This is a genomic window from Vibrio sp. RE88 (genome assembly GCF_013113835.1).
Classification (GTDB): Bacteria; Pseudomonadota; Gammaproteobacteria; order Enterobacterales; family Vibrionaceae; genus Vibrio.
In genome coordinates, this window is sequence record NZ_VTYQ01000004.1 from 415,181 (window position 1) to 428,912 (window position 13,732).

The following is a 13,732-nucleotide window of genomic DNA, read 5'->3' on the forward strand; positions in this document are numbered from 1 at the left end:
GTCCGATGTTGGAAAACAATCTCACTATTCGAGCCTATACTCGCCAACGTAGAGGCCACGCTCATGAGCATCACCAACTTGTGCTTCCTATTTTGGGTACCATCATTATTGAGTTGGAAGGTTACCAAGGAAAAGTGTCGGTCGGTGAATGTGTGGTGATACAAGCCAATACTTTTCACCATTTCCGCGCTAAAGAAGCGGCGCGTTTCATTGTCGCTGATTTAAACACCTTGCCAGAGAATTTGTTGGATATGGATACTCTGGTTTTTCCGATTTCTTCACCACTTCAGTCCTACCTAACATTTGTTGAATCTCAGCTTCAGCATCGGGTAACCCCTTCCATCGAAGAGCCAATGGTCGACATGTTTATGAAGCTTTTGGCGGAGCAGCAGGCCGGGCAGCAACTTGATCATAGGGTTAGAGCGGTGCTGCATCATATTGAGGAAGACCTTTCAAAAGAGATCACGGTTGATAACTTGGCTAAGGTCGCCTGTTTGAGCCCGACGCAGTTTAAAAAGATCTTTAAACAATCTACTGGATTAAGTGTCCTCCAATACGTGACTAAACAAAGAATGGAAAAAGCCAAGGCACTACTTACGCACACAGATATCCCAGTTCAGCTCATTGCAGAGAGAGTAGGGTACGCTGACCTGTCAGCCTTTAGCCGACGTTTTTCATCATCATTTGGGCTTTCTCCCCGAGAGCTACGCGGTTGATGAAATTGAGTCTATAAAATCAAGTAAAGTGTCTTTTCTGCAAAGTTAAATGCGCTTCGCTTATTTAAGCTGTGCTTATCAAAATGATAAACACAAAGAGTACAGCTATGAGTCAGACGCTAAAAACACACAATGAACACCTTGGAGTTTTGGTCATCCTGTTCGCTTCTTTATTGTGGGGGACGACTGGTACGGCAGCCACGTATGCGCCTGATATAAGCCCGTTGGCTATTGGTGCTTTTTCTATGGGTGTGGGTGGACTTCTACTGGCTCTGTTTGCTTGTAATACGATCAGAAAAGATCGGCGCATATTGAAATCCAATAAAGCTATTTTGTTGACTGGAGCACTTGCTTTGGCCGTTTACCCTCTCGCGTTTTATAGCTCGATGAGAATGGCGGGCGTGGCAATTGGAACGGTAGTGTCTATCGCGAGTGCGCCATTCTTCGTAGCACTTCTGGAGTGCCTGTTTGGCAAAGAAAAGTCAATCGATACTCGCTGGGTGATAAGCCTTATCGTGGGCGCAACTGGTATCTTTTTACTGACTCTATCAGAGACATCAACTTCCACACAAACTGATATTCAACACATAAAATACATAGGAATAGCGCTCGGGTTGCTTGCGGGTTTCACCTATGCCACTTACGCGTGGGCAGCCAAAATGCTCATCACTGAAGGCGTACATTCCAAATCTGCGATGGGGAGTATTTTCGGGCTGGGTTCACTATTGCTGTTACCTTCATTGTTTTTTACTGGTGGTAATTTGTTTGTGACACCTATAAATACATCCGTCGCCCTGTACATGGCGTTTGTTCCAATGTTTCTTGGCTATGTCTGCTTTGGTTATGGGTTAAAAACAGTGTCTGCCAGCAAAGCGAGTTTGTTGACGTTGTTTGAGCCTGCTGTAGCAGCAGTATTTGCCGTAGTTGTAGTCGGAGAGCATATTGGCATGTCGGGGTGGGGAGGAATTGGGCTGATAATGGTTTGCTTGTTACTTCAATCCTATCAGCCCAAAAATAGAGAGAGTTTGTTAGCTACGCAAAGCCAGTGAAACTTTGGAAGTCGGCTGGCGCCCTAAGGCGTCGCTGATTTCCCATCCGGCTTGGGCGAGACGATTTAGATCCACGCCCGTTTCAATACCTAAACCTTGGCAAAGATAAACCACATCTTCGGTCGCAACGTTACCAGAAGCGCCTGCTGCATAAGGGCATCCCCCTAAACCTGCTACGCTGCTATCTACAACACGTACGCCCATTTGAAGGGCTTGGTATATATTGGCAAGCGCTTGCCCCCAAGTGTCATGAAAATGAACGGCGACCTGTTGTGAAGGCACTTTCTCAAAAACCGCGTCGAGCATGTTCGCAACTCGTACTGGCGTACCTGTACCAATCGTGTCTCCAAGAGACACTTCATAGCAACCAAGATCAAGCAGTGCTTGAGCAACCTTAGCGACCTGACTGGGTTCGGTTGGACCGTCATAAGGGCAATCGACGATACAGGATAAGTAACCTCTAACCGGAATGCCTTTGTCTTTTGCTTGAGCCACCACTGGGCGAAATCGTTCAAGGCTTTCTTCTATAGAACAGTTGATGTTCTTGTGGCAAAAGCCTTCTGAAGAGGATGTGAATACCGCAACTTCGCTGGCGTTGGCGTCGAGTGCCTGCTCAAACCCTCTTATGTTGGGTGTTAAAGCGGCGTACGTAACATTCGGCGCGCGAGTAATTTTGGACATGACTTCTAACGAGTCCGCCATTTGTGGCACCCACTTTGGTGAGACGAACGATCCGGCTTCGATGTGGGTGAGTCCGCAAGAAGAGAGTTGGTTGATTAGCGCGACTTTTGCCTCGGTTGAAACGGCTTGCTCATTTTGCAAACCGTCGCGAGGACCTACTTCAACTATCTTGACTGACTCTGGTAGTAACGAGGTCGTCGTCATTCACGGCCTCCCATCGCCCAATTTGGTGGTCGCTTATCGAAGAAGGCCTTAAGACCTTCTTGCCCTTGCTCAGACACTCGGACTTTTGCGATTAATTGACTGGTGTATTCAATTAAAGCATCGTCAAGCACCTGAGAATCACACTCTCGAATCAGAGCTTTGGTTTGCGTAAGCGCAGCAGGGCTATTAAGCTGCCACTGATTTACTATTTCAGTGACGGTTTTCTCCAGTTTGCTGGCTTCGACAGCTTCATGAATCAAACCAATCTCAAGCGCTTTGTTAGCGTCAAAACGTTCAGCAGTCAGCATGTAACGCCTAGACTGGCGCGCACCAATCGCGCGGTTCACATAGGGCCCGATGGTCGCTGGAACAAGTCCTAGCTTTACTTCGCTGAGACAGAACAAGGCGCTATGATCAGCAATCGCGACATCACAGCAGCAGATGAGCCCCAGAGCTCCACCAAACGCGCAGCCATGAACAACAGCGAGAGTAGGGTGAGGGAAGTTATCCAAGCAGCGCATCAACTGAGCAAGTCTTGACGCATCTTCCTGATTTTCCTGTTCGCTTTTATCTGCCATTGACTGCATCCAGCCAAGATCAGCGCCTGCGGAGAAATGTTTTCCGTTACCACGTAACATCAAGCATCTAACGTCCGACCTCTGTGCCAGTGAGTTAATCGATTCTATCAACTGCTCGATAACCTGAGCGTTGAACGCATTGTGTTTGTCTGGCCGGTTAAGTGACAGATTGGCAACGCCGAATGCATCGACGCTGCAAGTGAGGTAGTCGGTATCTTTCAAAGTGGTCATGTCATGCTCCTACATTCTAAAGATACCGAAATGGCTATCTGGCATCGGAGCATGTTCAGTCGCGGTGAGCGCTTGGGCGAGAACATGTCGGGTTTCTTTCGGATCGATGATGCCATCATCCCAGAGGCGAGCACTGGCGTAGTATGGGTGGCCTTGTTCTTCATACTGATCAACGATGGTCTGTCTGAACTGGCCTTCTTCCATCTCTGACCAAGGTTCCCCTTGGCGTTTCAGGACTTCACGCTTCACTTGAGTTAGTACGCCAGCTGCTTGCTCACCGCCCATTACAGAGATGCGAGCGTTAGGCCACATCCACATCATCGTTGGTTCGTAAGCTCGCCCACACATTCCGTAGTTGCCCGCTCCGTACGAGCCGCCAATGATGATGGTGAATTTAGGCACATCAGCACAAGCCACTGCCATGACGAGTTTGGCGCCATGTTTGGCGATGCCACCTTCCTCAACTTTTTTGCCAACCATGAATCCCGTAATGTTCTGTAGGAACAGCAATGGAATTTTTCGCTTGGCACACAACTCGATAAAGTGGGCGCCTTTCTGCGCTGATTCCGCAAACAAGATGCCGTTGTTGGCGACAATACCAATCAGTTTGCCCTCGATACGAGCAAAGCCACACACTAGTGTTGTGCCAAACAGGGCTTTAAATTCATCGAAGTCGGAATCATCAACAATGCGCGCAATCACTTCTCTTACATCGAAAGACAAGCGCAGATCGGCATTGACGATGCCGTAGATATCTTCAGCGGGTAGACGTGGTGGCAACACCTTTTCCGTCTGCGGTATCACAGGTTCTTGGTTGCTGCTTGCAAGTGCTTCTCGCGCCATATGGAAAGCTTGTTGCTCATTTTCTGCGTAGTAGTCTGCTACCCCTGATTTACGGCAGTGAACATCCGCGCCGCCGAGTTCTTCGTCAGTCACGATTTCACCTGTGGCAGCCTTAACGAGAGGAGGCCCGGCAAGGAAAATGGTGCCTTGTTTTTTCACGATAACGGAGACGTCTGCCATCGCCGGAATATAAGCGCCCCCCGCGGTACAAGGCCCAAGAACAACCGCTATTTGTGGTATGCCTTTGGCGGACATGCGTGCTTGATTAAAGAAAATACGCCCGAAATGGTCTTTGTCTGGGAACACCTCAGCTTGGTGAGGTAAGTTCGCACCACCCGAATCGACTAGATAAACACATGGCAAGTGGCAGCGTTCAGCGATTTCTTGTGCTCTTAGGTGTTTTTTTACTGTCAGTGGGTAGTAGGTACCACCTTTGACTGATGGGTCGTTGGCCAGCACCATACAGGTAACCCCTTTGATCTTGCCGATACCTGCGACGACACCTGCACAAGGGATTGATTCTTCATAAACATTCCATGCAGCGAACTGACCGACTTCCAAAAAGTCTGATCCTTGATCGAGCAGAAGGTCAATACGTTCGCGTACCGGAAGTTTGCCTTTCTTTCGCTGTCTTTCGACAGCCCTAGCGCCACCACCTTGTTTGATGGATTCAACATCTGCGTTCAATTTTTCGACCAGTCCACTCATCGCTTGCTGATTTTTAGTGAACAGGGGAGAGTCGGTTTTGATTTTAGTTTTTATGATTGCCATAACATCCTCGTTAGCGTGACTCTTCAAACAGTTCACGCCCGATAAGCATCCTGCGAATTTCGGAAGTACCCGCGCCAATTTCATAGAGTTTGGCGTCTCTTAATAACCGGCCGGCAGGGAATTCATTGATATATCCATTACCGCCTAGCAACTGGATGGCATCGAGTGCAAGCTGTGTTGCTAATTCAGCACTGTAAAGAATCGCGCCAGCGGCATCTTTTCTTGTCGTTTCACCGCGGTCGCAGGCAGCGGCAACGGTATAGACATAAGCGCGTGCCGCGTTGGCACGAGTGTACATATCCGCCACTTTGGCTTGAACTAACTGGAATTCACCAATGGACTGACCAAATTGCTTACGGTCATGAACGTAAGGGACGACAAGATCTAAGCAAGCCTGCATGATGCCTAGTGGGCCAGCGGCAAGTACCACACGCTCGTAATCTAAGCCACTCATTAAGACTTTGACGCCTTGATTCACTTCACCAAGTACGTTTTCAACGGGTACTTTGCAGTTGTTGAAAACCAGCTCACAGGTGTTCGAGCCTCGCATACCGAGTTTGTCGAGCTTTTGAGCGTGACTGAATCCTTCAAAATCACGTTCGATGATGAAAGCGGTGATACCTCGTGAAGCCGCGCTAGGGTCGGTTTTGGCATAAACGACGAGTACGTCTGCATCAGGGCCGTTGGTGATCCACATTTTAGTGCCGTTCAGCACATAATGATCGCCGTTTAATTCGGCTTTGAGCTGCATGCTGACAACGTCTGAACCTGCATTGGGTTCACTCATTGCTAGCGCACCAATGTAGGAGCCATCAATTAATTTAGGTAGGTATTTTTCTCGTTGCTCAGCGTTTCCGTTACGGAAAATCTGATTCACACATAGGTTAGAGTGAGCACCGTAACTAAGTGCTACAGAAGCAGAAGCACGGCTTATCTCTTCCATGGCTACCACGTGTGCTAAATAGCCCATTGCAGCGCCACCATATTGTTCGTCTATGGTCACGCCAAGCAAGCCCATTTCACCCATCAGTGACCACAAGTGGTTCGGGAATTGATTTTCCTCGTCCACTTTGGCCGCGATAGGTGCAATGTGCTCGCGGGCAAAAGCATTCACGTGTTCCCGCAACATGTTCACAGACTCATCGAGCCCAAAGTTGAGGGGGGTGTACTGAGATATCATATCGCCTCCGATTCAGCGGTTATTGCTGGTTACGATCCCTGGCAGATTAATGATGTCTCGTGAGGCGCTTAGCTGGCTTTTGAACGCTGTAACGCTTCTTCACATCGCTGACGAGCAGTATTCAAATCGTCAAGAACAATGGTGATGTCCTCACGTTGACGTTTGAGTACTGCTTCCTTCTCATCAATGATCTTGAGCATCTTAATCAACTGGGTATCTATTTGATTAGTATCGTAAAGCTCTAACAAGTCGCGAATCTCGGCTAACGAAAAACCGAGTCGCTTCCCTCGTAAAATCAACTTAAGACGAACCCTGTCTCTACGCTGATAAATCCGCATACTGCCTTTGCGATCAGGTTGAATTAGGCCCATATCTTCGTAAAAGCGGATACTTCTTGTTGTGATATCAAACTCTTTAGCGAGCTCGCTGATTTTGTATGTTTCCACCAGATGAAACTCCCCAACTGCTAGGTGATAGACAATCACACTTTCCACTACGACGGTAAAAAAGATTTTACAGGTTGTGAATGTGTTTCTTTACGTTAACGTAAATGTTAGTGCTATGCTTACGTAAACGTCAAGAAAATAACCGTGCAAAAAACAAATGGCTTTGAAAAGTGAAAGCGGCGTCGTGAATTAAGCTGCTTTGTAGTCGCTGAGGTAGTAAAGCCGTTACTCAACAATCTTGTGAGGAGCAGGCAATGCAAGAGAAAGAGATTTGGATAGTTGCAGCGAAGAGAACGCCAATGGGGCGTTTTCAGGGCATGCTTTCTGAATATTCTTCACCCAAGCTAGGGGCGGTCGCGATAAAGGCGGCAATGGAAGAGCAATCTTTATCGCCAGATTTAGTCGATGAAGTGTATATGGGCTGTGTGTTGCCCGCAGGTTGTGGGCAAGCGCCAGCGAGACAAGCGGCTCTAGGGGCTGACCTACCGAAAGCGGTAGGTTGTACGACCATCAATAAAGTTTGTGGCTCCGGTATGAAAGCGGTGATGCTGGCAAACGATCTTATTCGGGCGGGCAGTGCCAATTGCATTGTTGCAGGGGGTATGGAGAGCATGACTAATGCGCCGTATCTGCTTAAAGAGTCACGTTCTGGGATGCGTATGGGTCATAAATCGACCTACGACCACATGTTTCTAGATGGTCTGCAGGACGCGTATGAAGGTGAACTCATGGGCGTTTTCGGTCAGCAGATTGCCGATAAGCTTGAATTTACCCGAGAGCAAATGGACGAATGGGCGACCTTGTCGGTTAACCGTGCGATTGAAGCGCAGCAGCAGGCGTTGTTTGCCGATGAAATCGTCCCTGTTGCCCTCAAGAAAGATCCTCCGCTTGATTATGATGAGCAACCACGCTCAATCAAACCCGAAAAAATTCCTCAGTTAAGGCCTGCATTTGCCAAAGATGGCTCCATTACTGCGGCCAACTCCAGCGCAATATCCGACGGTGCTGCCGCTCTGGTGGTGATGGACGCGCAGACGGCCAAGCAACAGGGGGTGGAACCTCTAGCCATTATCAAAGGTCATGCAACGCATGCCCGTATTCCTGCTGAATTCACATTAGCACCTGTTTACGCGATCGAGCAGCTTCTATCACAGCTAGATTGGGCGGTGGACGAAGTGGATTTATGGGAAATCAATGAAGCTTTTGCTGTGGTGACGCAGATCGCGGTCAAACAGCTCAGCCTCGATAGTGAGAAAGTCAACGTGAAAGGCGGCGCGTGCGCGTTGGGCCATCCCATTGGCGCCAGTGGCGCAAGGATACTTGTCACGCTGATCCATAGCCTTCGTCAGTTGCAAGCTTTGGGCACAGATGGAAATCAGAACAACAAACGCGTGGTGCGAGGTGTTGCATCACTCTGTATTGGTGGCGGTGAAGCAACCGCAATGGGTATTGAGATCCCACTATAAAAGAAAAGGACATCATTATGACTCAGTCAGTTCCCTTATTTATTGGCGGTGAGTTCTGCCAGTCACAGACCAATGAATGGGTCGAGGTGACCAATCCGGCAACCAGTGAAGTCATTGCCAAACTTCCTTGTGCGACTGAACAGGAAATGGAGCAAGCGATTCAAAATGCCGCTGAAGTGTTCAAATCATGGAAGGAAGTTGCAGTATCGGAGCGAGCTCGCTTGATGCTGCGTTATCAGCACTTACTTAAAGAGCACCATGATGAGCTAGCGGAGCTTCTTTCAAAAGAAACCGGCAAAATCACCATCGATGCGAAAGGTGATGTTTGGCGCGGTATTGAAGTGGTTGAACAAGCTGCAAACATCGCCAGCAATATGATGGGTGAAACCGTCGAAAATGTTGCGACAGAAATTGATACTTACTCGATGATTCAACCGCTTGGGGTATGCTGTGGTATCACACCGTTTAACTTCCCAGCCATGATTCCCTTGTGGATGTTCCCACTGGCAATCGCCGCAGGTAATACCTTCGTTCTTAAACCTTCTGAGCAAGTGCCGCTTACTGCGATGCGTTTGGCTGAGCTATTTGAACAGGCTGGTGCGCCAAAAGGTGTTCTTCAGGTTGTTCATGGCCGTAAGAATCAGGTCGATAAACTGTTGGTTCACCCTTTAATTCGCGCGGTGTCATTCGTTGGCTCCGTGCCTGTTGCTCAGTACATCTATCAGACGGGCACCAACTTCAATAAACGTGTTCAGGCGTTTGCCGGTGCGAAAAACCATATGGTTGTGATGCCAGACGCCAATAAAGCGCAGGTGATTAGCAACTTGGTCGGCAGCTCAATTGGCGCGGCCGGCCAACGATGTATGGCAATTTCAGTTGCCGTGTTCGTTGGCAGCTCGAAAGAGTGGGTCGATGATCTCAAGACTGAAATGGCGAAGATGACTCCGGGTGCATGGGATGATGGTAACGCAGCGTACGGCCCATTGATCAGCAAAGAAGCTAAGAATCGCGTGGTGAGCTTGATTGAAGAAGGCAAAGCGCAAGGGGCTGTGTGTGAACTAGACGGTACTCAGTGTCATGTTGAAGGCATGCCGGAAGGGAACTGGCTGGGCCCAACCTTGTTCACAGGTGTGACGACTGATATGTCGGTCTATGAACAGGAAATCTTTGGTCCTGTATTAGTTTGTCTGGAAGTCGAGACGCTAGAAGAGGCGATCGAACTCATCAACAACAACCCTTATGGCAACGGAACATCGATTTTCACCGCAAATGGCGCGGCTGCGCGTAAATACCAACATGAAATTCAAGTTGGTCAAGTGGGCATCAATGTCCCGATTCCTGTGCCTTTGCCGTTCTTCTCATTCACTGGGTGGCGTGGCAGTTTCTATGGTGACCTGCATGCTTATGGCAAGCAAGCGGTTCGATTCTATACCGAAACCAAAACCGTTACGTCGCGCTGGTTTGATGATGATATCCCGACAGGGCCAAACCTAACCATTCAACTGCGATAACGGGAGGACAAATGGATTTTGAACTGAATGAAGACCAACGTGCATTTGCTGAAACCGCTCAGCAGTTTGCGATGGATGAACTAGCGCCGAAGGCAGCAGAGTGGGATGAAAAGCAGCTGTTTCCAAAAGATGTACTTAAAGCTGCAGGTGAATTAGGTTTTCTCAGCCTGTATACGCCGGAAGATCAGGGGGGCTTGCAGCTGAGCCGTCTTGATTCCTCAATCATCTTCGAGCAACTGGCGATGGGCTGCACCTCCACCACGGCATTCATGACCATTCACAACATGGTGACCTGGATGATCGCCAGTTTTGCCACTGAGGAAGCTAAAGAAGAGTTTTGTCCAAAGCTGATCACTGGCGATTGGCTTGGTTCATATTGCCTAACAGAGCCGAACGCGGGATCTGACGCCGCTTCATTGACAACCTCTGCGAAAAAGCAGGGCGATGAGTACATCATCAATGGCGGTAAAACCTTTATCTCCGGCGCTGGTGACACGGAAGTGTTAGTCGTGATGGCGCGTACAGGCGATAGCTCAGCAAAAGGTATTTCTGCTTTTGTCATTCCTGCGGATGCGGAAGGTATCAGCTACGGGCGTAAAGAGCCCAAAATGGGATGGAACAGTCAACCGACACGTGCCATCACGTTTGACAACGTTGTGGTACCTGAAAAGTACTTGTTAGGGAAAGAAGGAGAAGGCTTTACTTTCGCAATGAAAGGGCTGGATGGAGGGCGTATTAATATCGCGACTTGTTCAATAGGTACAGCGCAGCAGGCATTGAATGAGGCGATGCAATACGTCAAAGAGCGCAAACAGTTTGGCAAAGAACTGGCTCAGTTTCAGGGGCTACAGTTCAGGTTAGCCGACATGGTGACAGAGCTGGTCGCGGCCAGACAAATAGTGCGCCTCGCGGCAAGCAAATTGGACAATCAGGACCCAGAAGCCACGGCATATTGTGCGATGGCGAAACGATTTGCGACGGATGTCGGTTTTAAGATTTGTGACCAGGCACTTCAGTTATACGGTGGCTACGGCTATATCAAAGAGTACCCGATGGAGCGTCATTTCCGCGATGTGCGTGTTCACCAGATCCTTGAAGGTACCAATGAAATCATGCGATTGATCATCGCGCGTCGAATGCTAGCTGAAGGCTCTCAACTACTCTAATCGAAAGGATGCTCAACGATGAATCATTCAGAAGGAAGTACCATTCAACATACGATTCGCAACCATGTCGCAGTCGTTACCATGAACAACCCTCCAGCGAATACGTGGACGGCACAAAGTCTGGCTCAATTGAAGCAACTCGTCTTAGATCTTAATGAGAACAAAGACGTTTACGCCTTAGTTATTACCGGACAGGGTGAGAAGTTCTTCTCTGCCGGTGCTGACCTTAAATTGTTTGCTGATGGTGACAAATCGGTCGCAGTAGATATGTCGCGCTTGTTTGGTGAGGCATTTGAAACCTTATCTGCATTCCGTGGTGTGTCTATTGCCGCCATTAATGGCTACGCGATGGGGGGCGGCCTGGAAGTGGCATTAGCGTGTGACATTCGAATTGCGGAAGAACAGGCGGTTATGGCACTTCCAGAAGCCAAAGTTGGCCTATTGCCTTGTGCTGGTGGTACGCAAAACCTGACGGCGCTTGTCGGTGAAGGGTGGGCGAAACGCGTTATCTTGTGCGGTGAACAGATTGATGCGGCAAAAGCACTCAACATCAAGCTGGTTGAAGAGGTTGTCAGTAAAGGGAATGCTCTTGATGCGGCAATTAGCCTTGCAGAAATGGTGGCAAATCAATCTCCGTCTTCGGTCACGGCTTGTAAATCATTGATACAAAACACAAGGACGAGCCCACTAGCACACGGTTTGATGAAGGAACGTGAACTGTTTATTCAGTTGTTTGACACTCAAGATCAAACAGAAGGTGTCAACGCGTTCCTAGAAAAACGTCAACCTCAATGGAAAAATGGCTAGGAGGCACTATGACAGCAACCGTTCATTTTAAAGAGCTGCCATGCCAGGACGGGAATACCAAGATTGGTGTGGCGACTCTTGATAATGCGCCCTCACTAAATGCCCTGACCTATGACATGTTAGCTTTGCTCAAAGAGAAACTCGAAAGCTGGCAAGAAGACGACAGTATTGCTTGTGTCTTGTTGGAAGGGCAAGGCGAGAAAGCGTTCTGTGCTGGTGGTGACGTACGCACCATGCATGATGTCATGCGAGATCAATCCAGTCAGGAAATCGAAGCGTTTTGTACCACTTTTTTCAAACTTGAGTACGAATGTGACTATCTGATCCACACCTATTGCAAGCCAATTATCGCGTGGGGTGAAGGCATCATCATGGGTGGTGGAATGGGCCTTTACATGGGCTCTAGCCACAAAGTGGTGACGCCATCAACGCGCTTGGCCATGCCTGAAGTGAGCATCGGCTTGTATCCCGATGTCGGGGCCACGTGGTTCCTTAATCGGCTTGAACCTGGGGTGGGGCTATTCCTCGGTTTAACGGGAGTTATGATCAACGGTAGCGATGCGCTTGATGTAAATTTAGCTGACCATATGGTGCTCTCAGAAGAGAAAGAGTCGCTGGTTGAGCGCTTGTTATCTCTGTACTGGAACGAGCAGGAAGACGCTTATGAAGCCGTGACTGACTTGCTCGTTGAATTCGGTGACAATGTTAACGGCCACAAGCCAGACCCGCAAATGCAACCCTTTATGCAGGATATCCAACGTGCGTGCAGCGCAAGTAATGTTGTAGAAGTAAGTAAGAACATTCTGGATCTGGAAGGGCAAAGTAAGTGGCTCGATGTTGCGAAGAGAAATCATGCCTCAGGCAGCCCGATCACATCCCATATTTGTTTCAGGCAGTTGAATCGATACAAAGATCTGTCATTAGCCGATTGTTTCCGTCTTGAATTGAATCTCTCGGTACGTTCTGGGCTGTTAGGGGAATTCCGAGAGGGCGTCAGAGCCAGACTGATTGATAAGGATGGTGAGCCTAAATGGCAGTTCAGCCGTGTCGATAATGTCGATGAAGCCGTGATTGATACCTTGTTTGCATCTCTTTGGGATGAAAAGTCGCACCCGCTGGCACAACTGGGCCATTACTAAGCTCTACGAGCAGGGAAAGAAGGAAATAATTCATGAGTACCATAGCGTTTATAGGTTTAGGTAATATGGGCGGCCCGATGGCCGAAAACTTACTTGCTGCAGGTTTGAAAGTGCAGGTGTTCGATTTAATGCCTGAAGCAGTAAAAAAACTGGAGTCCGCAGGCGCCGTTGCTGCCGCCACAGTGGAAGATGCCGTCAAAGGCGCAGATACGGTGGTAACGATGTTACCTGCTGGCGAGCATGTACGAGCGGTATATCTTGGCGACCATAGCGGTGGTGTTGGCTTATTAAACATGGTTGAAGATGGCACTTTTCTTATCGACTCTTCAACTATTGATCCCCAGTCAGCTCGCATTGTTGCTCAGTGTGCGGCAGAGAAGGGGCTTGATTTTGTTGATGCCCCCGTCTCTGGCGGTGTGGCAGGGGCAAAAGCGGGTACGCTGACCTTTATTGTTGGAGGTTCAGACGGTGCCTTTGAAAAAGCAGAGTCTGTGCTGAAACATATGGGCAAAAACATCTTCCATGCTGGTAAAGCAGGTGATGGACAGATGGGTAAAATCTGCAACAACCTGATGTTGGGTATTCTTATGTCAGGGACGTGTGAAGCACTTAACCTAGGCATTGATAATGGATTGGACCCGAAAGTCCTTTCTAACATCATGCTGCAGAGCTCTGGCCGAAACTGGGCACTTGAATTATATAACCCTTGCCCAGGTGTGATGGAAACAGCACCTGCTAGCAACGAATTTAAGCCAGGTTTTATGAGTAAACTGATGCTTAAAGACTTGGGGTTAGGGCTGGATGCTGCTGCGCAGAGTCAATCTTCCGTGCCGATGGGTTCTTTAGCCCGAAATCTGTACGCTTTTCACAACGCAAATGGCAATGAAGAGCTAGACTTTTCAAGTTTGTTCGAGTTTTATCAATCTAAAAAGTAACGGAGTTCG

At 48.7% G+C, this 13,732-nt stretch carries 13 protein-coding genes; 8 read left to right on the forward strand and 5 right to left on the reverse strand.

The window, feature by feature from the left end:
• Positions 1-5 precede the first annotated feature (5 nt).
• Together F0265_RS12015 and F0265_RS12020 are read left to right on the forward strand one after the other, a co-directional pair.
• Entirely contained in the window at positions 6-716 is a 711-nt protein-coding gene (locus F0265_RS12015; RefSeq protein ID WP_171749065.1) for an AraC family transcriptional regulator, read from the forward strand.
• A gap of 107 nt (positions 717-823) precedes the next feature.
• Positions 824-1,765 (forward strand): EamA family transporter, encoded by a 942-nt coding sequence (locus F0265_RS12020; RefSeq protein ID WP_171749066.1) that lies wholly within the window; start codon positions 824-826, stop codon positions 1,763-1,765.
• On the opposite strand, the gene F0265_RS12025 is transcribed toward F0265_RS12020, so the two are convergent.
• The 5 genes from F0265_RS12025 to F0265_RS12045 all read right to left on the reverse strand — a co-directional run bounded on the left by F0265_RS12025 (position 1,745) and on the right by F0265_RS12045 (position 6,699).
• Positions 1,745-2,650 carry a hydroxymethylglutaryl-CoA lyase gene (locus tag F0265_RS12025; protein WP_171749067.1) on the reverse strand — a complete coding sequence of 302 codons (906 nt, stop codon included), beginning with the start codon at positions 2,648-2,650 and terminating at the stop codon, positions 1,745-1,747. The genes F0265_RS12020 and F0265_RS12025 overlap by 21 nt on opposite strands.
• A complete protein-coding gene (locus tag F0265_RS12030) occupies positions 2,647-3,459 on the reverse strand; it encodes an enoyl-CoA hydratase/isomerase family protein (RefSeq protein ID WP_171749068.1) in 813 nt (270 codons plus the stop codon). Before F0265_RS12030 ends, F0265_RS12025 begins: the two co-directional genes overlap by 4 nt.
• A 9-nt stretch (positions 3,460-3,468) precedes the next feature.
• The gene (locus F0265_RS12035; RefSeq protein WP_019275778.1) at positions 3,469-5,073 is read right to left on the reverse strand and encodes a carboxyl transferase domain-containing protein; all 1,605 of its coding nucleotides are present in this window, start codon (positions 5,071-5,073) and stop codon (positions 3,469-3,471) included.
• A gap of 10 nt (positions 5,074-5,083) precedes the next feature.
• Positions 5,084-6,253 (reverse strand): isovaleryl-CoA dehydrogenase, encoded by a 1,170-nt coding sequence (locus tag F0265_RS12040; protein WP_095664372.1) that lies wholly within the window; start codon positions 6,251-6,253, stop codon positions 5,084-5,086.
• Between the two features lie 68 nt (positions 6,254-6,321).
• Positions 6,322-6,699 carry a MerR family DNA-binding transcriptional regulator gene (locus tag F0265_RS12045; protein ID WP_031342232.1) on the reverse strand — a complete coding sequence of 126 codons (378 nt, stop codon included), beginning with the start codon at positions 6,697-6,699 and terminating at the stop codon, positions 6,322-6,324.
• A 254-nt stretch (positions 6,700-6,953) separates the two neighbouring features.
• Between F0265_RS12045 and F0265_RS12050 the strand changes: the two genes are divergently transcribed.
• From F0265_RS12050 to mmsB, 6 genes are read left to right on the forward strand one after another with little or no spacing between them, the layout of a single operon-like run.
• Entirely contained in the window at positions 6,954-8,165 is a 1,212-nt protein-coding gene (locus tag F0265_RS12050; RefSeq protein ID WP_171749069.1) for an acetyl-CoA C-acyltransferase, read from the forward strand.
• A gap of 17 nt (positions 8,166-8,182) precedes the next feature.
• Positions 8,183-9,676: a CoA-acylating methylmalonate-semialdehyde dehydrogenase gene (locus F0265_RS12055; protein ID WP_064486228.1), complete on the forward strand. Its 1,494-nt coding sequence runs from the start codon at positions 8,183-8,185 to the stop codon at positions 9,674-9,676.
• Positions 9,677-9,687: 11 nt separating this feature from the next.
• Positions 9,688-10,842 carry an acyl-CoA dehydrogenase family protein gene (locus F0265_RS12060; RefSeq protein ID WP_171749070.1) on the forward strand — a complete coding sequence of 385 codons (1,155 nt, stop codon included), beginning with the start codon at positions 9,688-9,690 and terminating at the stop codon, positions 10,840-10,842.
• An 18-nt stretch (positions 10,843-10,860) separates the two neighbouring features.
• Positions 10,861-11,649, forward strand: a complete 789-nt coding sequence (locus F0265_RS12065; protein WP_021455857.1) for an enoyl-CoA hydratase — start codon at positions 10,861-10,863, stop codon at positions 11,647-11,649.
• 8 nt (positions 11,650-11,657) lie between these two features.
• Positions 11,658-12,788, forward strand: a complete 1,131-nt coding sequence (locus F0265_RS12070) for an enoyl-CoA hydratase/isomerase family protein (RefSeq protein ID WP_171749071.1) — start codon at positions 11,658-11,660, stop codon at positions 12,786-12,788.
• A 32-nt stretch (positions 12,789-12,820) separates the two neighbouring features.
• Complete coding sequence (gene mmsB, locus F0265_RS12075) at positions 12,821-13,723, forward strand: 3-hydroxyisobutyrate dehydrogenase (protein WP_171749072.1); 903 nt, start codon at positions 12,821-12,823, stop codon at positions 13,721-13,723.
• Positions 13,724-13,732 lie beyond the last annotated feature (9 nt).

Excerpts from the sequence above, each read along its gene's own strand:
- F0265_RS12015 (WP_171749065.1), top strand. The coding sequence starts at position 6 with ATGTTGGAAAACAATCTCACTATTCGAGCCTATACTCGCCAACGTAGA.
- F0265_RS12020 (WP_171749066.1), top strand. The coding sequence starts at position 824 with ATGAGTCAGACGCTAAAAACACACAATGAACACCTTGGAGTTTTGGTC.
- F0265_RS12025 (WP_171749067.1), bottom strand. The coding sequence starts at position 2,650 with ATGACGACGACCTCGTTACTACCAGAGTCAGTCAAGATAGTTGAAGTA.
- F0265_RS12030 (WP_171749068.1), bottom strand. The coding sequence starts at position 3,459 with ATGACCACTTTGAAAGATACCGACTACCTCACTTGCAGCGTCGATGCA.
- F0265_RS12035 (WP_019275778.1), bottom strand. The coding sequence starts at position 5,073 with ATGGCAATCATAAAAACTAAAATCAAAACCGACTCTCCCCTGTTCACT.
- F0265_RS12040 (WP_095664372.1), bottom strand. The coding sequence starts at position 6,253 with ATGATATCTCAGTACACCCCCCTCAACTTTGGGCTCGATGAGTCTGTG.
- F0265_RS12050 (WP_171749069.1), top strand. The coding sequence starts at position 6,954 with ATGCAAGAGAAAGAGATTTGGATAGTTGCAGCGAAGAGAACGCCAATG.
- F0265_RS12055 (WP_064486228.1), top strand. The coding sequence starts at position 8,183 with ATGACTCAGTCAGTTCCCTTATTTATTGGCGGTGAGTTCTGCCAGTCA.
- F0265_RS12060 (WP_171749070.1), top strand. The coding sequence starts at position 9,688 with ATGGATTTTGAACTGAATGAAGACCAACGTGCATTTGCTGAAACCGCT.
- F0265_RS12065 (WP_021455857.1), top strand. The coding sequence starts at position 10,861 with ATGAATCATTCAGAAGGAAGTACCATTCAACATACGATTCGCAACCAT.
- F0265_RS12070 (WP_171749071.1), top strand. The coding sequence starts at position 11,658 with ATGACAGCAACCGTTCATTTTAAAGAGCTGCCATGCCAGGACGGGAAT.
- mmsB (WP_171749072.1), top strand. The coding sequence starts at position 12,821 with ATGAGTACCATAGCGTTTATAGGTTTAGGTAATATGGGCGGCCCGATG.